General features: G+C 63.4%; 24 protein-coding genes. 16 read left to right on the plus strand and 8 right to left on the minus strand.

Going from position 1 to position 24,117, the window contains the following annotated elements:
- Positions 1-6: 6 nt before the first annotated feature.
- From mtaB to NLY42_RS08440, 4 genes are all read right to left on the minus strand, one after another.
- Positions 7-1,326, minus strand: coding sequence for a tRNA (N(6)-L-threonylcarbamoyladenosine(37)-C(2))-methylthiotransferase MtaB (mtaB, locus tag NLY42_RS08425; RefSeq protein WP_023755641.1), 1,320 nt, complete (start codon positions 1,324-1,326; stop codon positions 7-9).
- Positions 1,326-2,210: a diaminopimelate epimerase gene (dapF, locus tag NLY42_RS08430; protein ID WP_023730257.1), complete on the minus strand. Its 885-nt coding sequence runs from the start codon at positions 2,208-2,210 to the stop codon at positions 1,326-1,328. Before dapF ends, mtaB begins: the two co-directional genes overlap by 1 nt.
- A 73-nt stretch (positions 2,211-2,283) precedes the next feature.
- Entirely contained in the window at positions 2,284-2,445 is a 162-nt protein-coding gene (locus NLY42_RS08435) for a DUF1328 family protein (protein WP_023671746.1), read from the minus strand.
- Between the two features lie 97 nt (positions 2,446-2,542).
- Positions 2,543-3,109 carry a hypothetical protein gene (locus NLY42_RS08440; RefSeq protein WP_023726038.1) on the minus strand — a complete coding sequence of 189 codons (567 nt, stop codon included), beginning with the start codon at positions 3,107-3,109 and terminating at the stop codon, positions 2,543-2,545.
- A 433-nt stretch (positions 3,110-3,542) separates the two neighbouring features.
- Here NLY42_RS08440 and NLY42_RS08445 point away from each other — a divergent pair, with 433 nt between their 5' ends.
- Together NLY42_RS08445 and zapE are read left to right on the plus strand one after the other, a co-directional pair.
- On the plus strand, positions 3,543-4,082 hold the full coding sequence (locus NLY42_RS08445) for a protease inhibitor Inh/omp19 family protein (protein ID WP_023687689.1): 540 nt from the start codon (positions 3,543-3,545) through the stop codon (positions 4,080-4,082).
- Positions 4,083-4,112: 30 nt separating this feature from the next.
- Positions 4,113-5,297 carry a cell division protein ZapE gene (zapE, locus tag NLY42_RS08450; protein WP_023732883.1) on the plus strand — a complete coding sequence of 395 codons (1,185 nt, stop codon included), beginning with the start codon at positions 4,113-4,115 and terminating at the stop codon, positions 5,295-5,297.
- A 209-nt stretch (positions 5,298-5,506) separates the two neighbouring features.
- Here zapE and NLY42_RS08455 read toward each other — a convergent pair whose 3' ends face one another.
- Positions 5,507-5,935, minus strand: coding sequence for a GNAT family N-acetyltransferase (locus NLY42_RS08455; protein WP_023687691.1), 429 nt, complete (start codon positions 5,933-5,935; stop codon positions 5,507-5,509).
- Between the two features lie 233 nt (positions 5,936-6,168).
- Between NLY42_RS08455 and mdh the strand changes: the two genes are divergently transcribed.
- From mdh to lpdA, 11 genes are all read left to right on the plus strand, one after another.
- Positions 6,169-7,137 carry a malate dehydrogenase gene (gene mdh, locus NLY42_RS08460; RefSeq protein WP_023670541.1) on the plus strand — a complete coding sequence of 323 codons (969 nt, stop codon included), beginning with the start codon at positions 6,169-6,171 and terminating at the stop codon, positions 7,135-7,137.
- 33 nt (positions 7,138-7,170) lie between these two features.
- Entirely contained in the window at positions 7,171-8,364 is a 1,194-nt protein-coding gene (gene sucC / locus NLY42_RS08465) for an ADP-forming succinate--CoA ligase subunit beta (protein ID WP_023699240.1), read from the plus strand.
- Positions 8,365-8,370: 6 nt separating this feature from the next.
- A complete protein-coding gene (locus tag NLY42_RS08470; RefSeq protein ID WP_023706740.1) occupies positions 8,371-8,742 on the plus strand; it encodes a cupin domain-containing protein in 372 nt (123 codons plus the stop codon).
- Between the two features lie 3 nt (positions 8,743-8,745).
- Entirely contained in the window at positions 8,746-9,237 is a 492-nt protein-coding gene (locus tag NLY42_RS08475; protein WP_023699238.1) for a DUF1579 family protein, read from the plus strand.
- 12 nt (positions 9,238-9,249) lie between these two features.
- Entirely contained in the window at positions 9,250-10,155 is a 906-nt protein-coding gene (gene sucD, locus NLY42_RS08480; RefSeq protein WP_023699237.1) for a succinate--CoA ligase subunit alpha, read from the plus strand.
- A 128-nt stretch (positions 10,156-10,283) separates the two neighbouring features.
- The gene (locus NLY42_RS08485; protein ID WP_023670536.1) at positions 10,284-13,271 is read left to right on the plus strand and encodes a 2-oxoglutarate dehydrogenase E1 component; all 2,988 of its coding nucleotides are present in this window, start codon (positions 10,284-10,286) and stop codon (positions 13,269-13,271) included.
- A 48-nt stretch (positions 13,272-13,319) separates the two neighbouring features.
- Complete coding sequence (odhB, locus tag NLY42_RS08490) at positions 13,320-14,612, plus strand: 2-oxoglutarate dehydrogenase complex dihydrolipoyllysine-residue succinyltransferase (protein ID WP_023683869.1); 1,293 nt, start codon at positions 13,320-13,322, stop codon at positions 14,610-14,612.
- 16 nt (positions 14,613-14,628) lie between these two features.
- Positions 14,629-15,366, plus strand: coding sequence for a DUF4241 domain-containing protein (locus tag NLY42_RS08495; protein WP_050591148.1), 738 nt, complete (start codon positions 14,629-14,631; stop codon positions 15,364-15,366).
- Entirely contained in the window at positions 15,363-15,869 is a 507-nt protein-coding gene (locus tag NLY42_RS08500) for a hypothetical protein (protein WP_023736766.1), read from the plus strand. The genes NLY42_RS08495 and NLY42_RS08500 overlap by 4 nt, the downstream gene beginning before the upstream one ends.
- Complete coding sequence (locus NLY42_RS08505; RefSeq protein ID WP_023683871.1) at positions 15,866-16,621, plus strand: SDR family oxidoreductase; 756 nt, start codon at positions 15,866-15,868, stop codon at positions 16,619-16,621. The genes NLY42_RS08500 and NLY42_RS08505 overlap by 4 nt, the downstream gene beginning before the upstream one ends.
- Before the next feature lie 23 nt (positions 16,622-16,644).
- Positions 16,645-18,051, plus strand: coding sequence for a dihydrolipoyl dehydrogenase (lpdA, locus tag NLY42_RS08510; RefSeq protein ID WP_023755638.1), 1,407 nt, complete (start codon positions 16,645-16,647; stop codon positions 18,049-18,051).
- 848 nt (positions 18,052-18,899) lie between these two features.
- Here the strand turns inward: lpdA and NLY42_RS08515 are convergent.
- Together NLY42_RS08515 and NLY42_RS08520 are read right to left on the minus strand one after the other, a co-directional pair.
- Positions 18,900-19,964 (minus strand): TraB/GumN family protein, encoded by a 1,065-nt coding sequence (locus NLY42_RS08515; protein ID WP_023755637.1) that lies wholly within the window; start codon positions 19,962-19,964, stop codon positions 18,900-18,902.
- Positions 19,965-20,037: 73 nt separating this feature from the next.
- Entirely contained in the window at positions 20,038-20,976 is a 939-nt protein-coding gene (locus NLY42_RS08520; protein WP_023755636.1) for a tyrosine recombinase XerC, read from the minus strand.
- Positions 20,977-21,094: 118 nt separating this feature from the next.
- Between NLY42_RS08520 and rimM the strand changes: the two genes are divergently transcribed.
- Both rimM and trmD read left to right on the plus strand, forming a co-directional pair.
- Complete coding sequence (rimM, locus tag NLY42_RS08525) at positions 21,095-21,694, plus strand: ribosome maturation factor RimM (RefSeq protein ID WP_023687702.1); 600 nt, start codon at positions 21,095-21,097, stop codon at positions 21,692-21,694.
- Positions 21,691-22,389, plus strand: a complete 699-nt coding sequence (trmD, locus tag NLY42_RS08530; RefSeq protein WP_023732893.1) for a tRNA (guanosine(37)-N1)-methyltransferase TrmD — start codon at positions 21,691-21,693, stop codon at positions 22,387-22,389. The genes rimM and trmD overlap by 4 nt, the downstream gene beginning before the upstream one ends.
- Here trmD and NLY42_RS08535 read toward each other — a convergent pair.
- Positions 22,371-23,123 (minus strand): sulfite exporter TauE/SafE family protein, encoded by a 753-nt coding sequence (locus tag NLY42_RS08535; protein ID WP_023755634.1) that lies wholly within the window; start codon positions 23,121-23,123, stop codon positions 22,371-22,373. The genes trmD and NLY42_RS08535 overlap by 19 nt on opposite strands.
- Positions 23,124-23,449: 326 nt before the next feature.
- Between NLY42_RS08535 and rplS the strand changes: the two genes are divergently transcribed.
- Positions 23,450-24,010 (plus strand): 50S ribosomal protein L19, encoded by a 561-nt coding sequence (rplS, locus tag NLY42_RS08540; protein WP_023670525.1) that lies wholly within the window; start codon positions 23,450-23,452, stop codon positions 24,008-24,010.
- Positions 24,011-24,117: the final 107 nt, after the last annotated feature.

The raw sequence follows: 24,117 nt of genomic DNA on the forward strand, positions 1-24,117 counted from the left end.
ATCGTCTCAGGCGGCGCAGGCAGTGAGGGGCGAGGCTATCAGGCGCGCCCCATCATGGCCGGTGATGTCTGCCTCGACGATCTCGCCCGGCGCGCCTGTGCCGAGCGCGGCAAGCGTGAACCCTTCGGTGCGGCCGAGGCCGTCGCGCTCGATAAGGATCGTTTGGCGCGTTCCCGGGAGGGACGACAGATGGCGGCGATACGCAGCCTCACCAGCGGCGCGCAGCTGGGCCGCGCGCTGCTTGACCAATTCGCGGCGGACCTGCGGCATGCGCGCGGCGGGCGTGCCTTCGCGCGGCGAAAACGGGAAGACATGCAGGTGCGTCAGCCCACATTCCTCGACGATCTTTATCGAATTCTGAAACATTTCCTCGGTCTCGGTCGGGAAGCCGGCGATGATGTCGGCGCCGAAGACGATTTCGGGGCGCAGCTTGCGCACATCCTCGCAGAAGCGGATCGACTGGTCACGCAAATGCCTGCGCTTCATGCGCTTCAAGATCATGTCGTCGCCCGACTGCAGCGACAGATGCAGATGCGGCATCAGCCTGGGTTCGGTGGCGATGGCGTCGAGCAGATCATCATCCGCCTCGATCGAATCGATTGAGGACAGCCGCAGCCGCTTCACATCAGGCACCTGCTTCAGGATGGTCTTCACCAGCTTTCCCAGCTTCGGCGCGCCCGGCAGGTCGGCGCCGAAGCTGGTCATGTCGACGCCGGTCAGCACGATCTCGGCATAGCCGTTGCCGGCCAGACGCTTGACCTGCTCGACCACGGCGCCCATCGGCACCGAGCGTGAGTTGCCGCGGCCATAGGGGATGATGCAGAAGGTGCAGCGATGGTCGCAGCCATTCTGCACCTGGACGAAAGCACGCGCCCGGCCCTCAATGGCGTCGACCATGTGGCCGGCGGTCTCGCGCACCGAGAAGATGTCGTTGACGCGCGCCTTTTCGGTGTCGTTGACGCCGAAATCCGGCAGCGCGCGATAGGAGTTCGCCTTCAGCTTCTCCTCATTGCCGAGCACGAGGTCGACCTCGTGCATGGCGGCAAAATTCTGCGGTTCGGTCTGCGCGGCGCAGCCGGTGACGATGATGCGCGCCGCCGGGTTTTCGCGGCGGGCTTTGCGGATCGACTGCCTGGCCTGGCGCACCGCTTCCGAAGTGACGGCGCAGGTGTTGAAGATGATAGCCCCGCCTTTGAGCGCGCCGAGGCCGGCACTTTCGGCCTCGCGCCGCATCACCTCGGATTCATAGGTGTTGAGACGGCAGCCGAAGGTGACGACGTCTATGCCTTGGGAGTTGAGGCCCTTGGTATCGGCAAGTGCAGACATCAGGCCGCGCTTTCGGTGTCGCGGGCCCAGGTGCCGGTCGACGGATCGAAACTGCCGGAAAATTCCCATTCAGCGGCACCGGTCAGGATGACGTGGTCGTCGTCGCGCCATTCCACATGCAGCGAGCCGCCGCCGGGCGTCATCAGCGTAACGCTGCGGCCGGTGCGCCGGGTGCGGGCAGCGGCGACGACGGAAGCGCAAGCGGCCGAGCCGCAGGCCTTGGTCAGGCCGGCGCCGCGCTCCCAGGTGCGGATGATCATCGTCTCCGGCGACGTTACCTGGGCGATAGTGATGTTGGCGCGCTCGGGGAAGATCGGATGGTTTTCGAGCAGCGGGCCGAAACGCTCGAGTTCGTAGGACCAGACATCGTTTTCGACCCAGAAGATGGCGTGCGGGTTGCCCATCGAGAGAGCCGAAGGCGAATGGAGCACCGGCGCGTCGATGGGGCCGATCTGCAACTCGATCATGCGGGTGTCGCGGAATTCCTCAGCCAGCGGGATATCCTGCCAGCCGAAGCGCGGCGTGCCCATGTCGACCGAGATGGTGCCGTCGGCATGTTCGACGGCGTTGAGGATGCCGGCGCGGGTCTCGAAGGTGAAAGTCTTCTGGCCGGTTTCGGCGGCCAGCGCCTGGACGACACAGCGCATGCCGTTGCCGCAGGCCTGCGCGCCCGAGCCGTCGGAATTCAAGATGTCGATGTAAAAGGCGGTGCCCGGCGTGCGCGAATCGTGGATCGCCATGATCTGGTCGAACCTGGTCGCCGCATCGGCGTTCAGCGCGACAGCCGACGCCGCCGTGACCCTATCGGCACGGCCACGCATGTCGGCGACGATGATTTCGTTGCCGATGCCGTTCATCTTGGCGAAGGAGGCAGTGCCTGCCATGATCTGAGGTAATTCCTGTACGTTTCGCCGCTATATGGCGGAAACGGGCGGGAATTACCAGTGTGGGCTGCGTCTAGGTTACCGCGAAAACGCCGAGTACGATCAGCAGGAAGATGACGAGAACGATGCCGATCAGCAGGCGCGCGCCGGTGGCGGCGGCACCGGCCAGCGCCGGCATGCCGAGCAGGCTGGCGGCGGCAGCAACGATCAGAAGAATGATGATCCATTTGATCATGGACAATGCCTCGCAATTGACTGGCCTGCAGCCGGCTTAAGAACGCATCTGCGGCGCTCTGGTTCCGTTGCCGCGAGGCTCTTTCCGACTGGGCGCGCTATTCGGCAATCTCGAAGTCGGTCGTGAAAGGCGCCGTCTTTGGCGAGTTCTCGTCGTGCATGAGGAAATCCGCGCGGTATTTGCCGGGGGGAACGCCATCCAGGGAGACGTTTAATTTGAAGAACATCTCTCGGTTATGCGAGCGCGAGGCGAGCTGGACCCGACCAAGCTTTTCGACGCTGCCCAGCTTCTCGCCCGACTGGGAAAGCACGGTAAGGTCAACGTAAAGCGCGATCTGGTTGTTGCCGAGCCCATCCGAGCCGTAGCCGTAACCGACCGGCTCCATATAAAGCACAATCTCTTCGCCCGGCTTGTAGACATGGTTCGGGCGCTCGGCGTAGGCGCCGAACCCGCTGGCCGACAGGATATGCTTCACATTTTGCACGCCAAGCGGCATCGCTTGCCACAGAGCGTCCTCGGCGCTGCGGAATTTGTCCAGCGCGCCGGCGCCATCACCCGCCTGCAGTGCCTTTTCGGCTTCAGCGGCGCGATCGGAGATTTCGCCCGCGAAAGCGGCCGGCGTCGAAATTACCAGCGCGATCAAAACTGCCAAGATTGATTTCATCTGTTCCCCCTTTTGCGATAGAACATCGGCTAAAACGGCAGTGCCGTAAACGGCCAAATGCAGACTTCAGCCGCGCTCGATCTCGGGAACGTCCCAAAGCTCGCCCGGACGGAAGGCGCGAAACCGCTCACGCGCCAGGCCTTGCGCCTCAAGCGCTTCAGTCAGTTTTGCGCCGGCAGTTGCGCTCGACCGCCGATGCGCCGACCTGCTGCGGGCTCCGGTGCCGCTTTCGCAACCAATGTACCGGTTGGAACCGCGCTAGAGCGAAGACATGCCTTTTGTCCGCCAGCCATTTTGCGACAAATTTACAACAATTCGTGGTGCAAACCCTATTTTAACCATATCGGGTTGAAATTTCGCCACCTTCTCCATCTTGGTGAGGGGTGAGATTGTGCGGACGGCTTCCCCCCAGCCGGATCCGACGGAGGTTGGAATGATTTTTTCGAGAAGCGGGCTGATGGCCGTATCGCTGGCAGCGCTCGTTGCGAGCGGCTGTTCGACCTCGCGTTTTTCATCGATGGATGACCAGCAGCCCGCCCCGCTGCAGCCCGCGCCCGCCGGCACGGTGAGCGGAAGCCAACTGCCGCCTCCGGCAGCGCCGGGCACCACCGACCCATCGCAATTCCCGACCGCGCCGGCAGGCGCGCAGGTCGCCTCGCTGCCGCCGGACGGATCGGCGCCGGCCGGAGCCTCCGACCTTACCGCTGCGAGCGTTGCCGGCGTTTGGAACGCCAGCGTGTCCGGACAGAGCTGCAAGGTGGCGACGCCGCAGACCAAATTCGGCGCCGGCTTCCGCGCCGGGCCGCTGCATTGCCCGCCGCCCATCGACGGCATCAAATCGTGGAACGTCGCCGGCAAGCAGCTGACGCTCTATGACGAGAATGGCGGCACGCTGGCGCGGCTCTATTCCTCGGGCGGTTCGAAATTCGACGGCCAGACTACCAACGGCTTGCCGATATCGCTTACAAGATAGGCTGCCTATCCCTAGACAGCGACGTGACCGATGCATCTGCGTGACGGCCTCCAGACCCATGCGACCGTCAGGCAGCGCTACGACCATCTGGTCGCAACCGGCGCCATCGAGCGCGATGCGGCGCAGGAGCGCATTGCCGCCGCGCTCGACCGGCTGACCGACGAGATCTCGGTCAAGCGGCTGGCGCACAAGTCGAGCGCGCTCGGCTGGCTGTTTGCCCGCAAGCGCGAGACGCGCGAGGTCGTCAAGGGCCTCTACATTCATGGCGGCGTCGGTCGCGGCAAGACCATGCTGATGGATATGTTCTTCGAGTTGTTGCCGGTCAGGCGCAAGCGCCGCGTTCATTTCAACGACTTCATGGCCGATGTGCAGGACCGCATCCAGAAGCACCGGCAGGCGCGCAAGAACGGCGACGTCAAGGAGGACGACCCGATCCCGCCGGTCGCGCTTCAGCTTGCCGAACAGGCCTGGGTGCTGTGCTTCGATGAGTTTTCGGTCACCGACATTGCCGATGCGATGGTCCTGTCGCGGCTGTTTTCGGCGCTGTTCGCCAATGGCGTGGTTCTGGTCGCCACCTCGAATGTCGCGCCGCAGGACCTTTATCGCGACGGGCTGAACCGCCAGCTTTTCCTGCCCTTCATCAGCATTCTCGAGCGCCACGCCCATGTGCTGACGCTCGATGCCGACAAGGACTACAGGCTGGAAAAGCTCGCCCGCACGCCGGTTTATGTCACCCCGGCGGATGCCGAAGCCGACCGTGTGCTCGACGAGGCCTGGCAGGCGATGACGCGTGGAGCGCTGACGGCCGAGACCTCGCTGACGCTCAAGGGGCGGCAAGTGAGGATACCGGCTGCCGCCGGGGATGCAGCGCGGTTTTCCTTCGCCGACCTCTGCGAAAAGCCGCTCGGCGCACGCGATTTCCTGGCCATTGCCGGCCGCTTCTCGACCGTCTTCATCGATCACGTGCCGGTGCTGGGCGAAGGCAAGCGCAACGAGGCCAAGCGCTTCATCCTGTTGATCGACACGCTCTACGATCATCACACGCGGCTGGTGGTGAGCGCTGAGGCTCCCCCGCCTGAGCTTTACACGGCCAGGCGCGGCGTCGAGGTGTTCGAATTCGAACGCACCGCCTCGCGGCTGATCGAGATGCAAAGCCGCGACTGGCTGGAGGACTGGGCGGAACGGCAGAAGGACAACGCGGAAGCGCAGGTCTGAGGGTTCCAAGAGGTCATTATGTAGTGATCCTTCGCGCCCCCCTCTGTCCTGCCGGACATCTCCCCCACACGGGGGGAGATTGGCGGTTTCGGCGCTCCGCTCATTCATGCGGCCATTGGAGATTGGCGAAAGGTCGCGTGACGTCCGATCTCCCCCCTCGTGGGGGAGATGCCTGGCAAGGCAGAGGGGGGGCGCTGTCCCGCCGACGCCTAAAGCTCGTACACATACATCACAAACGACTCCGCCGGCCCATGCACCTCCTTGCGCGATTCATAAAGCGCGCGCGCTGGCACATTGTCCGGTTCGGTGCCGACCCAGGCTTCGCCGCATCCCTGCTCGCGGCCGAGCGCGAACATGGCGTCGAGCATCTTTCGCGCGATGCCATGGCGCTGGTAGGCGGGTGAGACGCCGACCTCGTCGATGTAGAGTTCGCTGACCTTGTCCAGGTGGCGGTGGATGACGGCAGCACACTGGCCGACGACGACGCCATCGGCCAGTGCCACAATCATCATATGACCTGAGGAGGCGAGGTAGGCGGACAGTCTGTCAGCCCGTACCGGTTCATCGAACACGTCTTCGGCGATGCGCTTCACAAGGGCGTCATCGCCTGGATATAGTCTTCTGATTTCCACGTTCATTGTGTAAAATCTCTCAAGTCGGCTTACAAATTTTGACGTTTACGTAAATCCCAATGTTTCTAACCGATTGAAATTATTCACTCGAAAATAATCGATTGAATATATTTTCCACCAGGGCTACTGGATGCGGCGAAATCCGCTGACACCACAGCATTCCGGCCTCTTCCTCGACGCCGTCAACCAGATCGCCAGAGATTTGGGCGTCGTCACAGACAAAGGGAAAATTTCCTCACATGGCACGCAACAAGATAGCGCTCATCGGCTCCGGCATGATCGGCGGCACGCTCGCTCACATGATCGGCCTCAAGGACCTCGGCGACGTGGTGCTGTTCGATATTGCCGAGGGCATCCCGCAAGGCAAGGGGCTCGATATCGCGCAGTCTTCGCCGGTCGATGGTTTTGACTCCCGGCTGACCGGGGTCAATGATTATGCCGGGATCGAGGGCGCCGATGTCTGCATCGTCACTGCCGGCGTGCCGCGCAAGCCGGGTATGAGCCGCGACGATCTGCTCGGCATCAACCTCAAGGTCATGGAACAGGTCGGCGCCGGGCTGAAGAAATACGCGCCCAAGGCCTTCGTCATCTGCATCACCAACCCGCTCGACGCCATGGTCTGGGCGCTGCAGAAGTTTTCGGGCCTGCCCAAGACCCATGTCGTCGGCATGGCCGGCGTGCTCGACAGCGCGCGCTTCCGCTATTTCCTCGCCGAGGAGTTCAAGGTCTCGGTCGAGGACGTCACCGCCTTCGTGCTCGGTGGCCATGGCGATTCCATGGTGCCGATGATCCGCTATTCCACGGTGTCGGGCATTCCGCTGCCGGACCTCATCAAGATGGGCTGGACCTCGAAGGAAAAGCTCGACCAGATCGTCCAGCGCACCCGTGACGGCGGCGCCGAGATCGTTGGCCTCTTGAAGACCGGCTCGGCCTTCTACGCGCCGGCGGCTTCCGCAATTTCGATGGCCGAATCCTATCTCAAGGACAAGAAGCGCGTGCTGCCTTGTGCTGCGCATCTCTCGGGCCAGTATGGCGTCAAGGGCACCTATGTCGGCGTTCCCGTTGTCATCGGCGCCGGCGGCGTCGAGCGCATCATCGAGATCGACCTCAACAAGGCCGAGCAGAAGATGTTCGACGCTTCGGTGGCGACAGTGCAGGGCCTGACCGAGGCTTGCGTCAAGATCGCCCCGCACCTCGCCTCGAAGTAATCCCCCAAAGCAGCCGATCCGGAGACCATCCAGATGAACATCCATGAATATCAAGGCAAGGCGCTGCTGAAGTCGTTTGGTGCGCCGGTGGCCGAAGGCGTGCCGGTGTTCAAGGCAAGCGAGGCGGAAGCCGCGGCACAAGCGCTGCCCGGCCCGCTCTATGTGGTGAAGAGCCAGATCCACGCCGGTGGCCGCGGCAAGGGGAAGTTCAAGGAACTGTCGCCCGACGCAAAGGGCGGCGTGCGGCTGGCTAAGTCGGTTGCCGAAGTCGTTGCCAACGCCAATGAGATGCTCGGCCACACGCTGGTGACCAAGCAGACCGGCCCCGCCGGCAAGCAGGTCAACCGTCTTTATATCGAGGACGGCGCCGACATCGAGCGCGAGCTTTATCTGTCGATCCTGGTCGACCGCTCGGTCGGCCGCATCGCTTTCGTCGTCTCGACCGAGGGCGGCATGGACATTGAAGGCGTCGCCCACGACACACCGGACAAGATCATCACCCGCGCCATCGATCCGCTGGCCGGCGTGACGACCATCGACGTCGACATATTGGTGGAAGCGCTGGGACTAAACGGCGATGCCGCCAAGGATGCCGGCACGCTGTTCCCGATCCTCTACAAGGCCTTTGTCGAGAAGGACATGAGCCTGCTCGAGGTCAACCCGCTGATCGTGATGAAAAACGGCCGCCTGCGCGTGCTGGACGCCAAGGTGTCGTTCGACAACAACGCGCTGTTTCGCCACCCCGAACTGATGGAATTGCGCGACACCACCGAAGAGGACGAGAAGGAGATCGAGGCGTCGAAATACGACCTCGCCTATGTCGCGCTCGACGGCAATATCGGCTGCATGGTCAATGGCGCCGGCCTCGCCATGGCGACTATGGACATCATCAAGCTCTACGGCGCCGAGCCCGCCAACTTCCTCGATGTCGGCGGCGGCGCGTCGAAGGAGAAGGTGACGGCGGCGTTCAAGATCATCACCAAGGATCCGGCCGTCAAAGGCATACTGATCAACATCTTCGGCGGCATCATGAAGTGCGACATCATCGCCGAGGGCGTCATTGCCGCAGTCAAGGAAGTCGGCCTGGAAGTGCCGCTGGTGGTGCGTCTTGAAGGCACCAATGCCGAGCTCGGCAAGAAGATCATCAACGACAGCGGCCTCAACGTCGTGTCGGCCGACGATCTCGACGACGCAGCCAAGAAGATCGTGGCGGCGGTGAAGGGCTGAAGGCGAATGCCTCCGCGCAAGATAAACCTGGTCGAGGCGGCGGATCGAACGATCACCAAGGTCTTCGATCCGCATATTGCCGGCGACGTCAATGACAGCCAGGCCAAGGTCGCCAAGTTCGGCGAGACCTTCGACTGGCATGCGCACGAGCATGAGGACGAGGCTTTTCTCGTGCTGCGGGGCAAGATCGCCATCGATTTTCGCGACGGCCCGGTCGAGCTCGGCGAGGGCGATTTCATTGTCGTGCCGAAGGGCGTCGAGCACCGGCCGCGGTCGCTGACCGCCGAGCCGGTGGTGCTGATGTTCGAGCCGGCAACGACGCTCAACACCGGCAACGCCAAGAGCGACCTCACCGTCTCCGACCTGAAGCGGCTCTGACCCATGAACGCGTTCTCCTTGCTCTCGGCCGATCACCAGCGCCTGCAGGCGCTGGTCGGCGCGTGGCGCGGCGAGGAAGAGGTGGCGGAAACACAATGGGCCGATGGTGGACCGGCGACGTCGGAGGTGCTGGGGGAGGCACAGTTCGGCGGCCTGTTCGTGGTGCAGCGCTATCGCCAGCGCCGCGACGGCACGGTCTCGTTCGGCTCGCACTCAGTGTTCGGATTCGATCAGCAAAACAGCCTCGTCACCATGCACCAGTTCGATTCCATGGGCTTTGTGCCGGCCTCGCCGGCCACAGGCGCATGGAACGGCAGCGAGCTCACTCTTGATCGGTCGTCGCCGCGCGGTTCCGCGCGGGTCACATATATTTTCGACAATGCCGATGCCTACCGCATGCGATTGCATTTCAAACCTGCCGGCAGCGACAGCTGGCAAGACATGGTGAGCGGCGTCTACCGGCGCGTCTCGCCTTCCTCGATCAACGGTTTTTAGAAAAGGGCTCCGATGTCCATTCTCATCGACAAGAACACCAAGGTGCTGGTGCAGGGCCTGACCGGCAAGACCGGCACGTTCCACACCGAACAGGCGCTGGCCTATCACGGCACCAGGATGGTGGGCGGTATCCATCCAAAGAAGGGTGGCGAGACCTGGACCGGCGCCAAGGGCGAAAACCTGCCGATCTTCGCCTCGGTCGCCGAGGGCAAGGAAAAGACCGGCGCCAACGCCTCGGTCGTCTATGTGCCGCCGGCGGGCGCCGCCGAAGCCATCCTCGAAGCCATCGAAGCCGAGATCCCGCTGATCGTCTGCATCACCGAAGGCATTCCGGTGATGGACATGGTCAGGGTCAAGGCGCGGCTCGACCGCTCGACCTCGCGGCTGATCGGCCCGAACTGCCCTGGTGTGCTCACCCCCGACGAATGCAAGATCGGCATCATGCCCGGCAACATCTTCCGCAAAGGCTCGGTCGGCGTTGTTTCGCGCTCGGGAACGCTTACCTATGAGGCAGTGTTCCAGACCACAAATGTCGGCCTCGGCCAGACGACCGCCGTCGGTATCGGCGGCGACCCCGTCAAAGGCACCGAGTTCATCGACGTGCTCGAGATGTTCCTCGCCGACGACGAGACCAAGTCGATCATCATGATCGGCGAGATCGGCGGTTCGGCCGAGGAAGACGCCGCGCAGTTCCTCAAGGACGAGGCCAAACGCGGCCGCAAAAAGCCGATGGCGGGCTTCATCGCCGGGCGCACCGCGCCGGCCGGTCGCACCATGGGCCATGCGGGCGCGGTCATCTCCGGCGGCAAGGGCGGCGCGGAAGACAAGATCGCGGCGATGGAATCGGCCGGCATTAAAGTATCGCCATCGCCGGCGCGTCTGGGCACGACGCTGGTCGAGGCGATCAAGGCCAAGTGAGTAGCGAGTAGTGAATAGCGAATAGGGAAAAGAGAGTAACGGCGCGACCCGGGAAAAATCCCTACTCGCTATTCGCTACTCACTATTCGCTTTTGAAAAGGAGACGGAGCCAGGCTCCGCGGACAAAAATGGCAAGACAAGATCAGGCCAACGACCAATTTTCGCTCACCTCTTTCCTCTATGGCGGCAATGCCGACTATATCGACGCGCTGTACGCGTCCTATGAGGATGATCCAGAGTCGGTAAACCCCGAATGGCAGGATTTTTTCGCCGGGCTGAAGGACGACGCCGGCGATGTGCGCAAGAACGCCAAGGGCGCTTCCTGGGCAAAGCCCTCCTGGCCGCTGCAGGCCAATGGCGAACTGGTGTCGGCGCTCGACGGCAATTGGGGCATCGTCGAGAAGCATCTGGAAAAGAAGGTCAAGGACAAGGCGGTCACCAATGGCGTCGTGCTGTCGGATGCCGACGTGCATCAGGCGACGCGCGATTCGGTGCGCGCCATCATGATGATCCGCGCCTTCCGCATGCGCGGCCATCTGCATGCCAATCTCGACCCGCTCGGCATCGCCAAGCCGCTTGAGGACTATAACGAGCTGTCCCCGGAGAATTACGGTTTCACCGCAGCCGACTACGACCGGCCGATCTTCCTCGACAATGTGCTCGGCCTCGAATTCGGCACCATCCGGCAGATGCTGGAGATCCTGACCCGCACCTATTGCTCGACGCTCGGTGTCGAGTTCATGCACATTTCCGACCCCGAGGAGAAGGCCTGGATCCAGGCGCGCATCGAGGGTGCCGACAAGGAGATTTCCTTCACCGCTACGGGAAAAAAAGCGATCCTGCAGAAGCTGGTCGAGGCCGAAGGCTTCGAGCAGTTCATCGATGTCAAGTACAAGGGTACCAAGCGCTTCGGCCTCGATGGCAGCGAAGGCCTGATCCCGGCGCTGGAGCAGATCATCAAGCGCGGCGGCCAGCTCGGCATGAAGGAGATCGTGCTCGGCATGGCGCATCGCGGCCGGCTGAACGTGCTGTCCCAGGTGATGGCCAAACCGCATCGCGCCATCTTCCACGAATTCAAGGGCGGCTCGGCCGCTCCTGACGAGGTCGAGGGCTCGGGCGACGTCAAGTACCATCTCGGCGCCTCGTCGGACCGCGAATTCGACGGCAACAAGGTGCATCTGTCGCTGACCGCCAATCCTTCGCATCTGGAAATCGTCGATCCGGTTGTGATGGGCAAGGCGCGCGCCAAGCAGGACTATCTGTTCGGCCGCAGCCGCGAGGAGATCGTGCCGCTGGAAGAGCGCGCCAAGGTGCTGCCGCTGCTTCTGCATGGCGACGCCGCCTTTGCTGGCCAGGGCGTAATCGCGGAAATTCTCGGCCTGTCGGGCCTGCGCGGCCACCGCGTCGCCGGCACGCTGCATTTCATCATCAACAACCAGATCGGCTTCACCACCAATCCGCGCTTCTCGCGCTCGTCGCCCTATCCGTCCGACGTCGCCAAGATGATCGAGGCGCCGATCTTCCACGTCAATGGCGACGACCCGGAAGCGGTGGTGCATGCCACCAAGGTGGCGATCGAATTTCGCATGAAGTTCCACAAGCCGGTGGTGGTGGACATGTTCTGCTATCGCCGCTTCGGCCACAATGAGGGCGACGAACCGGCCTTCACGCAGCCGATCATGTACGCCAACATCCGCAACCACAAGACGACGGTGCAGATCTATGGCGACCGGCTGATCGCCGAGGGCCATATCAGCCAGGCCGAACTCGACAAGATGAAGGCCGACTGGCGCGCCCATCTGGAGTCCGAATGGGAAGTCGGCCAGCACTACAAGCCCAACAAGGCCGACTGGCTGGACGGCGCCTGGTCTGGTTTGCGCACCGCCGACAACCAGGACGAACAGCGCCGCGGCAAGACCGCCGTGCCGGTCAAGGTGCTGAAGGACATCGGCAAGAAACTGACCGAGGTGCCGAAAGGTTTCGAGGCGCACAAGACCATCATCCGCTTCCTCGAAAACCGCCGCCAGGCGATCGACTCCGGCGAAGGCATCGACTGGTCGACGGCCGAGGCGCTGGCCTTCGGCGCCATCCTGCTCGACGGCAATCCGATCCGGCTCTCCGGCCAGGATTCAGAACGCGGCACCTTCTCGCAGCGCCATTCCGTGCTCTACGACCAGCGCGACGAGACCCGCTACATCCCGCTCAACAATCTCTCGGCCGCACAGGCCGGCTACGAAGTCATCAACTCGATGCTGTCGGAAGAGGCGGTGCTCGGCTTCGAGTATGGCTACAGCCTGGCCGAGCCTAAGGCGCTGACGCTCTGGGAAGCGCAGTTCGGCGATTTCGCCAACGGCGCCCAGGTGGTGTTCGACCAGTTTATCTCGTCGGGCGAGCGCAAGTGGCTGCGCATGTCGGGCCTGGTCTGCCTGCTGCCGCATGGCTATGAGGGCCAGGGGCCGGAACATTCCTCGGCCCGGCTCGAGCGTTTCCTGCAGCTCTGCGCCGAAGACAATATGCAAGTCGCCAACTGCACCACGCCGGCAAACTACTTCCACATATTGCGCCGGCAACTGAAGCGCGACTTCCGCAAGCCGCTGATCCTGATGACGCCGAAGTCGCTGCTGCGCCACAAGCGGGCAGTGTCGACGCTGCCGGAGATTTCGGGCGAAAGCTCGTTCCACCGGCTGTTGTGGGACGACGCCCAGCTGTTGCAGAACCAGGCGATCAAGCTCACCAAGGATTCCAAAATCCGCCGCGTCGTGCTGTGCTCGGGCAAGGTCTATTACGACCTGTACGAGGAACGCGAGAAGCGCGGCATCAACGACATCTATCTCTTGCGCGTCGAACAGCTCTATCCGTTCCCGGCCAAGGCGCTGATCACCGAACTGTCGCGCTTCCGCAATGCCGAGATGGTGTGGTGCCAGGAGGAACCCAAGAATATGGGCGCCTGGTCGTTCATCGATCCGTATCTGGAATGGGTGCTGGCGCATATCGACGCCAAGCACCAGCGGGTGCGCTATACCGGACGTCCTGCGGCGGCATCGCCGGCGACCGGCTTGATGTCGAAGCATTTGGCGCAGCTCGCCGCCCTGCTCGAAGACGCGCTCGGCGAATAGAACAAACCCGGCGAATAGAACAGACAGAGAAGAAACGGAACAGGCACAATGGCTACCGAAATCCGCGTTCCCACTCTCGGCGAATCCGTCACCGAGGCGACCATAGGCAAGTGGTTCAAGAAGGTCGGCGATGCCATTGCCGTCGACGAGCCGCTGGTCGAGCTCGAAACCGACAAGGTGACGGTGGAGGTGCCTGCCGCCGCCGCCGGCACGCTGGGCGAGATCACCGCCAAGGAAGGCGAGACCGTCGGCGTCGGCGCGTTGCTGGGTTCGATCTCGGCAGGCGTCGCCACGGCCGCCCCGGCGTCCAAGCAGGAGACCAAGCCGCAAGCTGTGTCGCAGGCGTCGAGCCCCGACGCGGCACATACGACCAAGCAGGCCGCGGCCGAGACCGCCAAGATAGCCGGCGATGCCGGGCCGGTCGAGCCGCGCACAATGCCGCCGGCGCCAGCTGCCGCAAAGCTGATCGCCGAGAACAATCTGTCGGTCGACCAGGTTTCTGGCTCGGGCAAGCGCGGCCAGGTGCTGAAGGGCGACGTGCTCGACGCGATTTCCAAGGGCGCGCCGTCGCAGCCGGCCGAAATTCCGAAGGCCGCACCGGCTCCGGTCGCCGTGCGTGCGCCGTCCTCGGGCGACGATGCGTCGCGCGAGGAGCGCGTGCGCATGACCAAGCTGCGCCAGACCATTGCGCGCCGGCTCAAGGAAGCGCAGTCGACCGCCGCCATGCTGACCACCTTCAACGAGGTCGACATGTCGGCGGTGATGGCGCTCAGGACCAAGTACAAGGACATCTTCGAGAAGAAGCACGGCGTGAAGCTCGGCTTCATGGGCTTCTTCACCAAAGCGGTTACGCACGCATTGAAGGAAATCCCCTCGGTCAATGCCGAGATCGACGGCACCGACATCATCTTCAAGAACTATGCCCATATCGGCGTTGCCGTCGGCACCGAAAAGGGTCTCGTCGTGCCAGTGGTGCGCAATGCCGACCAAATGTCGATTGCCGAGATCGAAAAGGATATCGGCCGGCTGGGCATTGCCGCGCGGGACGGCAAGCTGTCGGTCGCCGACATGCAGGGTGGTACGTTCACCATCTCCAATGGCGGCGTTTACGGCTCACTGATGTCGACGCCGATCCTCAATGCGCCGCAGTCCGGCATTTTGGGCATGCACAAGATCCAGGACCGGCCGGTCGTGGTCGGCGGCCAGATCGTGATCCGGCCGATGATGTACTTGGCGCTGAGCTACGATCACCGTATCGTCGACGGCAAGGAAGCCGTGACCTTCCTGGTCCGCGTCAAGGATAGCCTGGAGGATCCCGAACGGCTGGTGCTTGATTTGTGATCGGAGCTGATCCGTCATGAGCGGCTGGCTGGCGCGGTTTGGGTTCAAGCTGGGTCGAGTAGCGGGTAGCGTATTGAGGCGTTCCCGGCCGGCGGCTTCCGCCGCCATCTCTCCGCCGGCGACCTCGACTGAATGGGATTCGGCGCCGGCGAGCAGCAATCTCGGTGTCTTCGCTCTCAGCGAAGCCGAAATGGCGGAGCGGAAGATCATCGTCACCGCGATCGGTGAGCTTGAGCTACCGACCGGCGAAATCATCGCTTGCGATCCACTGATTGCCGGGCTGGAACGGCCTGTGTTTAGCCGTAAGGTCAGGCCGGGATGCTATCCAGTCACGTTGCTTGAGGCGCAAGGCCGTGTTGCTGCAGCGGTATTGCGGTTTGGCACTGGCTTGCCGGTGCGGTGGGAGTTGGCTGCCTTCGTCCGCGACGTCGGCACATCGTCCTGGAAGTCTGGATTTATTGTCGATGATAATGTTGCTTCGTTCATGGACAAGTCGGTTCTGACGCTGATGTCCGAGCAGGAGGAACTCGACAGCTATCTTGCTGACGTTGCATGCTCGTTCGACAAGTTCCGCATGGATAATCCGGTTGATGGAAATCCGCTTAATATAGCCATGTTCGACACTGGCTTCGGTGATGGGAACTATTATTCCTTCTGGGGACTGGATGCGGCCGGCGAGCCGCTGGTCTTGATGACCGATTTCGAGGTGCTCGAAAACGCCGACGGCCGCGAGAGCAGCCCGAGCAATTCATGACAAACATCGCTTCGCCAATGATCGGATTTATGGCCGGGCTGGCTGTTCTCGCAGCGGGTTACGAGGCGCATGCCGCCTGCCCGCTGGCGCTTGCTGTCTATGGCGATGCCGAAAGCGAGGCCGGCATTGATTTCCGGCCGACGACGGATGCGGTCACCGTCACCAACTCGTTCAAGATGGTGCTCGACAAGGGCATCGTTCTCGACGGCATTGTCATGTGGACATCCGGTGTTTCGCGACCGCAAGGGTCGCTGATGTACAAATGCCCGACCGGCGACGTCACCGGTGACGAGCTTGCCGCCTGCACGGTCTGGCATGGCGTCATCTACAGCGCCGACGACAAGGGCAACATCGCGCTCCTGGCGGCGGAAGGCACGGACGCGCCGCAGAGCCTGATCTTCCCCGATCTCGGGCCGTCGCTGCAGATGTCGACGGCCTTCGGCCCGAACGGTTTCTCAAAACTGCCATGGGACGTGTTTCTGCTGAAAGGTTGCCAGGAATGAGCGCGTCCAAGAAGGTGCTTCTGGTCACCGGCGGCAGTCGTGGCATTGGCGCGGCCACCTGCCGGCTTGCGGCAAAGGCGCGCTACCGGGTCGCGGTCAACTATGCCTCGAACGAGGCTGCCGCCAAGGCGCTGGTCGACGAAATCGAGGCGGCGGGTGGCGAGGCATTTGCCGTCAAGGGCGACGTCGGCGTCGAAGCCGACATCGTCGCCATGTTCGAAGCCGTCGATCGCGCCTATGGCCGGCTCGACGCGCTGGTCAACAATGCCGGCGTCGTCGACGTCAAGGCGCGCGTCGATGAGATGAGCCTGGCGCGGCTGGAGCGCATGATGCGCATCAACGTCATCGGCTCGTTCCTGTGCGCGCGCGAAGCGGTCAAACGAATGTCGAGCAAGCATGGCGGCCAGGGCGGCGCCATCGTCAACATCTCGTCCGCGGCGTCGCTACACAGCTCGCCCGGCGAATATGTCGACTATGCAGCGTCCAAGGCGGCGATCGACACTTTTACGCTCGGCCTGGCGCGCGAAGTCGCGACCGAAGGCGTGCGCGTCAACGCGATACGGCCGGGCATCATCGACACCGAGATCCACGCTTCGGGCGGCCAGCCGGACCGGGTCGAGCGGTTCCGCGACATGCTGCCGATGAAACGAGCCGGCACGGCGGATGAAGTCGCGCATGCCGTTCTCTATCTTTTGTCGGATGAAGCGTCCTACACGACGGGCGCAATCCTGAATGTAAGCGGCGGCCGCTGAGCCCCAAGCTAAGGGAAACGAACATGGCTTATGATGTCGTTATCATAGGGTCGGGACCGGGCGGCTATGTCTGTGCCATCAAGGCGGCACAGCTCGGGCTCAAGGTCGCGGTGGTCGAGAAGAACGCCACTTTCGGCGGCACCTGCCTGAACATCGGCTGCATCCCATCCAAGGCGCTGCTTTATGCCTCGGAGATGTTCGCCGAGGCCGGCCATTCCTTCGATGCGCTGGGCGTCGAGATACCGGCGCCGAAACTCAATCTGAAGAAGATGATGGCGCACAAGGACGCGACCGTTTCGGCCAACGTCAATGGCGTCGCCTTCCTGTTCAAGAAAAACAAGATCGATAGTTTCCGTGGCACCGGGAAGGTGGTTGCGGCCGGCAAGGTGTTGGTGACGGCTGAGGACGGCAAGGTCGAGGAGATCGAGACGAAAAACATCGTTATTGCCACGGGCTCCGATGTCGCCGGCATTCCCGGCGTCAAGGTCGACATCGACGAGAAGGTGATCCTGTCGTCGACCGGAGCGCTGTCGCTGGAGAAGGTGCCTGGCCATCTGGTGGTGGTCGGCGGCGGCGTCATCGGGCTGGAGCTTGGCTCGGTATGGGCGCGGCTCGGCGCCAAGGTCACCGTGGTCGAATTCCTCGACACCATCCTGGGCGGCATGGACGGCGAGGTTTCCAAGCAGTTCCAACGCCTGCTTTCGAAGCAGGGTTTCGAGTTCAAGCTCGGCGCCAAGGTGACCGGCGTTGCCAAGGCCAAGAAGGGCGCGACCGTCACCTTCGAACCGGTCAAGGGCGGGGCGGCCGAGACCATCGAGGCCGACGCGGTGCTGATCTCGACCGGACGCCGCGCATATTCGGATAGCCTTGGACTGAAGGAAGCCGGCGTCGAGGTCGACGAGCGCGGCCGGGTCAAGATAGACAGCCATCTCAGGACAAACGTCGCCGGCATCTACGCCATCGGCGATGTCATCGCCGGACCGATGCTGGCGCACAAGGCCGAGGATGAAGGCGTGGCGGTGGCCGAGACCATTGCCGGCCAGGCCGGCCATGTGAATTACGACGTCATTCCGAGCGTCGTCTACACCAGCCCGGAAATCGCTTCGGTCGGCAAGACAGAGGAAGAGCTGAGGAAGGCCGGCATCGACTACAAAAGCGGCAAATTCCCGTTCACCGCCAACGGCCGCGCGCGCGCCATGCTGCACACGGACGGCTTCGTGAAGATCCTCGCCGACAAAGCCAGCGACCGCGTGCTCGGCGTCCACATTGTCGGCTTCGGCGCCGGCGAGATGATTCATGAGGCGGCGGTGCTGATGGAATTCGGCGGCTCATCCGAAGACCTCGCCCGCACCTGCCACGCGCATCCGACAATGTCGGAAGCGGTGAAGGAAGCAGCGCTGGCGACGTTCTTCAAGCCGATCCATATTTAAGGAAACGCTGGAGGGACAGCACCCCCCTGTGGCCTGCCGGCCATCTCCCCCTCAAGCGGGGAGATTGGACTTCACCGCCGCGTCGCGAGCTTTCAAGTTTCTCACGTTTCTAACCTGGGCTGTTCGTGAGACAGCCGATCTCCCCTCTCGAGGGGGAGATGTCCGGCAGGACAGAGGGGGCGGTGAAGAATTGCGACGCTCGCCGATAGGTGCCCCAAACCAAACGGCCCGCTTTTCAGCGGGCCGTTCTTGGCTGGAATCAAGATGCCAGATCAGTTGGCCAGATTACGGGCTCGGCGCCGGAGCGGGCGCGGGTGCCGGGGCTGGCGCAGGAGCCGGTGCGGGCGCAGGGGCTGGTGCGGGAGCCGGTTCGGCGGGCTTCATCGGCTCAGCCGGTGCAGGTGCGGGCGCCGGTGTGCTGGCTGCCGGCGGCTCTGCGGGCGCAGGATGTTCGCCGCTTCTGCCGAAAACATAGTACGCGACAATCGCAAGGATGACGACGACCAGCGCAATCAGCCAGCCGCTGCCACCACCCGACCTGGGCGCTGGATCGTTAGGGTTCGCCATAAAAGTGTCCTCCGTGGATGAAAAGCATCAATCAACACCCCTCAACGCGCAACCGTTGAACGGGTTCATACTAGGCCTTCAAATTGACGAACGCAGGAAAATTCTGATTCGCAACCGCTTGTTGGCCTGTATTTCCCCCGCAAAATCAATCACGAACGAGGTAGAACGAGCTTAGCTGGCCTTTTCCGCCAAAAATAGGGCCAACCGCCTCCGCTTTGCGAATCAGTTGCGCACCGCACAGAGCCGGGCTTACGTGATTCGGCATTCAAGACGGGCGCTGCTCAGTCGACGGCGGTGACGGTATAGCCGGCCTTGCGAAAATCCTCGACCAGGCCTTCGGGGCCGGGAAGATGCATGGCGCCGACGGCCATGAAGGCATTGCCCTTGGCCAGGATCGGTGCGGCATGGTCGGCCATGACCTTGTTGCGGCCGGTGATCATCGTCCGGTCGAATTCGGCGTAACCTGCGTCGTCGTCTTCGTCGGGCGAGATCGAACGCAACAGCGGCCAGAAGGTGCCGGTGTCGCCGCGCTGGTAAAGCACGATCATGGTTTCGTTGATGTCGTTGATCTTGTCGCCGAGCTTCAGGGTTTCGACCAGCCCCTTGATGTGGAACGCAAGCGGCAGCGAGGCCATGGCGTGCAGCTGGCTGGCGGCGGTCTCCAACCCTTCCACCGGCTTGCCCAAGGCCTTGGCGTCCTGCGCCAGCTTGACGTCCAGAACCGGTGCGCCGCCTGCCTGACGGGCGACCTCACAGACCGGCAGCGCGACCATGGCCGACAGCAGCCACGGCTTCATCTTGGAGACGCTCGCCGGCGGAATGCCGCGCGCATCGAGCCCTTTGTTCACCACCGCCGCATCCTCCGGCGACAACAGCGACGACAACGTCGTGTTGTCGGTGAACATCATCAGCTCGGGTTCCTTGAGCATGGCCTCCATCATCTTCTGCTTGTCGAGCACGTCGGTGGTCTCGATGATGATGGTGCCCGCAGCGTCATAGGCTTTCCTGGCTGCCGGCGGCAGAGTGGTCACGCGCGGGTCGGTCATGTGCATGGTGCCGAACAGGAAGGACGGCTTTTCGCCTGATTTCTCCAACTTCCACAACAGGCCCTTGCCGTTCAGCGTCGCTGCTGCTTCCGTCTCGATCCTGGCATAGGCGGCGGGGTCTTCCTTCTGCAGGGCCGATAGCAGATCGGCGCCGGCGCAGGCCGGGGCTTCGGCATGCGCCTTGCCCATGGCAAGCAGCAGCGCGACGAGAAAAGACAGGAATAACAGGGCGTTGAGCGCGACGAGCAGCTTCAGCGACACAAGGGCCGCGCGGTCGGCGATGGCAAGGGCGCTTTTCATGGTGCGGTTCTAGGACTGAAAAGCGGCGAAACGGTTAACCGGCGTGGGGAAATTGTCCTGGACTTATACAGTGTCACGCGCGGGGATGGGCAGATTCGTAGATCTCGAGCAGCCTTGCCGTGTCGACGCCGGTATAGACCTGCGTCGTCGACAGACTGGCGTGGCCGAGCAGTTCCTGGATGGTGCGCAGGTCGCCGCCGCGCCCGAGCAGATGGGTGGCGAAGGAATGGCGCAACGCGTGCGGCGTCGCGGTGTCGGGCAGGTTCAGCGCCGAGCGCAGCCTGGCCATGTCGCGCTGGACGATGGCCGGGTTGAGCGGCCCGCCCCGGGCGCCGCGAAACAGCAGGCCCTTGGGATCGGGATGGTAGGGACACAGTTTTCGGTATTCGGCGATTGCCCTGAGCGCCACCGGCAGCACCGGCACCAGCCGTGTCTTGCCACCCTTGCCGGTGACGCGCAGCACGGTGTCGGCTTCCGATGCCAGGTCGGCGGCGCTGAGGCCCAGCGCTTCGGAAATGCGCAGGCCCGATCCATAAAGCAGCGTCAGCACGGCGGCGTTGCGGGCGGCGATCCAGGGCTCTTCAGCCAGCTGGCCTTCCACCGACACGACATGTTTGGCATCGCTGGCGGTCAGCGGCTTGGGCAGCGATTTCGGCTGGCGCGGCGCGCGCAACGCAGCGGCACCGGCGGCATTGGCGAGACCGCGCCGTTCGAGGAAGCGCAGCAGCGAGCGGATGCCGGCGAGGCCGCGTCCGAGCGTGCGGGCGCCGGCGCCGGCGTTGCGCCGCGCGGCAAGAAAGCCGCGCAGATCGGCCGGGCGCAGAGTGGCGATGTCGGAAAGACCAGGCGAGCCGCCGCAATGCCCTGTGAGGAAATGCAGGAACTGGCGCGTGTCGCGCTCATAGGCTTCGACGGTCGCCGGCGCCAGCCGGCGCTCGCGCGCCAGCATCTTCAGCCAGCTTTCGCGCGCTGCCTGGAGGTCGGGTTTTGCCGGGATGAGAAATTCCTGCATGCCGCCATTGTCAGGCAGCCGGGTTAGGAAGCGGTGAAGAACCTGTCATTGAAATGGCCACGGGCGATCATTGAAATGACGCCGGTAGGGCGTTAGAGCAGGGCAAAGGATATCAGCCATGTCGAAGCCCCAGAACCCCGTGCAAATGGCCGTGATCGGCGCCGCCCACGGCATCAAGGGCGAATTGCGGGTGAAGACTTTCACTGGCGAGCCGATGGCGCTGGCCGATTATGGGCCGCTCTATGCCAAGGACGGCCGCGCCTTCCAGATCATCGACATCAGGCCCGCCAACACCGTCGTGGTGGTGCGCTTCAAGGGCATTGCCGACCGCAACGCCGCCGAGGCGCTGGCCGGAACCGAGCTGTTCGTCGACCGCTCGATGCTCCCCGACGATGGCGAGGAGGACGAATTCTACCACGCCGATCTCGTCGGACTTGAAGTCCGCGACGATAAGGACGCGGTCATCGGCAAGGTGGTGGCGGTGCATAATTTCGGCGGCGGCGACATTCTCGACGTCACGCTCGGCGGGCGCAAGGGCGTGCTGATCCCGTTCACCCAGGTCGCCGTGCCTCAGGTTTCGATCGCCGAAGGTTTTCTCCGCGTCGACCCGGCAGCCGCCGGCCTTGTCGAAGATGAGGATGGCGACGCGCCGCGCGAAGAAGATTTCGACACGAAGGGCCGACCGCGCGGGCCGAGCGAAGCCGGAGGCAACCGGTGACGTTCAAGGCGTCGGTGCTGACGCTCTATCCCGAGATGTTTCCGGGCGGGCTAGGCCTGTCGCTGGCCGGACGGGCGCTCGAAGTCGGGACATGGTCGCTGGAAGCTATCCAGATCCGCACCTTCGCCAGCGATCGCCATCACACCGTCGACGACACGCCGGCCGGCGGTGGCGCCGGCATGGTGATGCGCGCAGATGTGCTGGCCAAGGCGATCGACCACACGTCGCCGGCGGGCGATCCGCGGCCGCGTTTGCTGATGAGCCCGCGTGGAAAGCCGCTGACGCAGGCGCGCGTGCGCGAACTGGCTGGCGGGCCAGGCGCCGTCATCGTTTGCGGCCGGTTCGAGGGCGTCGACCAGCGGCTGATCGAGGCGCGTGGACTGGAAGAGGTCTCCATCGGCGATTTCATCCTGTCGGGCGGCGAGCCGGCGGCGCTTGTGCTGCTCGACGCCGTTGTGCGGCTGTTGCCCGGCGTCATGGGCAATGCGGTGTCGGGCGAGGAAGAAAGTTTCGAGAACGGCCTGCTCGAACACCCGCATTACACGCGGCCACAGGAGTTCGAGGGCAGGCCGATCCCCGACGTGCTGGTCTCCGGCAACCACAAGAAGATCGCCGCCTGGCGGCGTGCGGAGTCCGAGAAGCTGACCAGGGAGCGCCGGCCGGATTTGCTCGCCGCTCAGCCCTTGGCAAAATAGTAGACGGCGAGAAACAGGCCGACGGCGATGACGAAGCCGCGTACTGCGTTTTGCGGCACGCGCTTGGCGATCCAGACGCCGGTATAGCCGCCGAGCGCGCCGCCGGGGATCATGACGATTGCCTGAGGCCAGGCGACGACGCCGCCGGAAACGAAGACCAGTATGGCAACGGCGGCGATGACCACGGCCAGCATGTTCTTCAGCGCGTTCAGCCGGTGATAGTCGCCGGATTGCGTCAGGCCGAGCGTCGCCAGCATCATGACGCCCATGCCGGCGCCGAAGAAGCCGCCATAGATGGCGGTGGCGAACTGCGCCAGCGAACCGGTCAGAGAGCCCACCGTGGCTTCATGCCCAGGCTTCGGCGTTGGTTTGAGCCACGGCCCGGCGGCGAACAAGGCGGTTGCCGCCAGCAGCAGCCACGGCACCAGCGCGCGGAACGACGGATTTGAGAGCGCCAGCAGGATGAGCGCACCAGCCAGCGCGCCCAAAGCCGAGATCAGGCAAAGCAGCAGCGCGCCGCGCCAGAAATGCTTGATGTCGGTCCAGTAAGCCAGCGTCGAGGTGATGTAACCGGGAAACTGCGTCACCGAGGACGTGGCGTTGGCGACGATCGGCGGCAGGCCGGCCAGCGTCATGGCGCCGAAGGTTATGAAGGTGCCGCCGCCGGCAACGGCGTTGACGGCGCCTGACAGAAAACCCGCGAGGAAGAGCAGGACTGCGTCGAAAACAGACATTGTGAGGCCGCCGGACAAGTGTGCTGCTCCCGGATTAGGAAGCTTGAAGGGCCGGCGCAACCCTGCACTGGACGATTGCGTGGTGGCATGCGACCAAAAAAGACAGGGCCAAGGCGTGACAAGTCAGTGAAATAGCTGTATGTGCCCGCCCGTACTGGCGAGAAAAATCTCCCGGACCCGTCAACAATGACGGTGTAGTCGCCCCTGCCCAATGTTTCGAAGACAAGATGTCTCGGGGACAAAGGGCATAGCCGAGCGGTCAATGGAACTGCAAGGCGAGTGTCGGACGCTCTGACTGTCGGAAGAACAAGAAGTGGACTATTGAGATGGATATCATCCGTCAGCTCGAGGCCGAACAGGCCGCCAAGATCGAAGCCAAGCGCAAGCTTCCCGAGTTTCAGCCCGGCGACACCGTGCGCGTCCAGGTCCGCGTGACCGAAGGCACCCGCACCCGCGTCCAGGCCTATGAGGGCGTCGTCATCGCCCGCGCCGGCGCCGGCTTCCAGGAAAATTTCACCGTCCGCAAGATCTCCTACGGCGAAGGCGTCGAGCGCGTTTTCCCGGTCTACTCGCCGATGGTCGAAGGCGTCGAGATCGTGCGCCGCGGCAAGGTGCGCCGCGCCAAGCTCTATTATTTGCGCGACCGTCGCGGCAAGTCGGCCCGTATTTCGGAAAACACCGGCGTGCGCGCCCGCAAGCTGAACGATGAGGAGCGCGACGCGCTGAACGCTGAGAAGGCCCGCATCGAGGCCGAGAAGATCGCCGCCGTGCAGGCGCTGGCAGCCGAGAAGGCCGCGCAGGAAGCCGCCGAGAAGAAGGCCGCCGACGAAGCCGCCAAGGCCGCCGACGAGGCTGCAAAGGCCGCGGAAGCGACCCCGGCCGAATAAGATCTCGACCAAGGATTTTGAAAAGGCGGCTTCGGCCGCCTTTTTTCGTTTCACCAGACTGTGAACGATTGCCGGCCGAGAGTTGCGCCACGGCTGTTGACTCGAAT

This window comes from Mesorhizobium sp. C372A, assembly GCF_030323245.1.
In the GTDB taxonomy this organism is placed as follows: domain Bacteria; phylum Pseudomonadota; class Alphaproteobacteria; order Rhizobiales; family Rhizobiaceae; genus Mesorhizobium.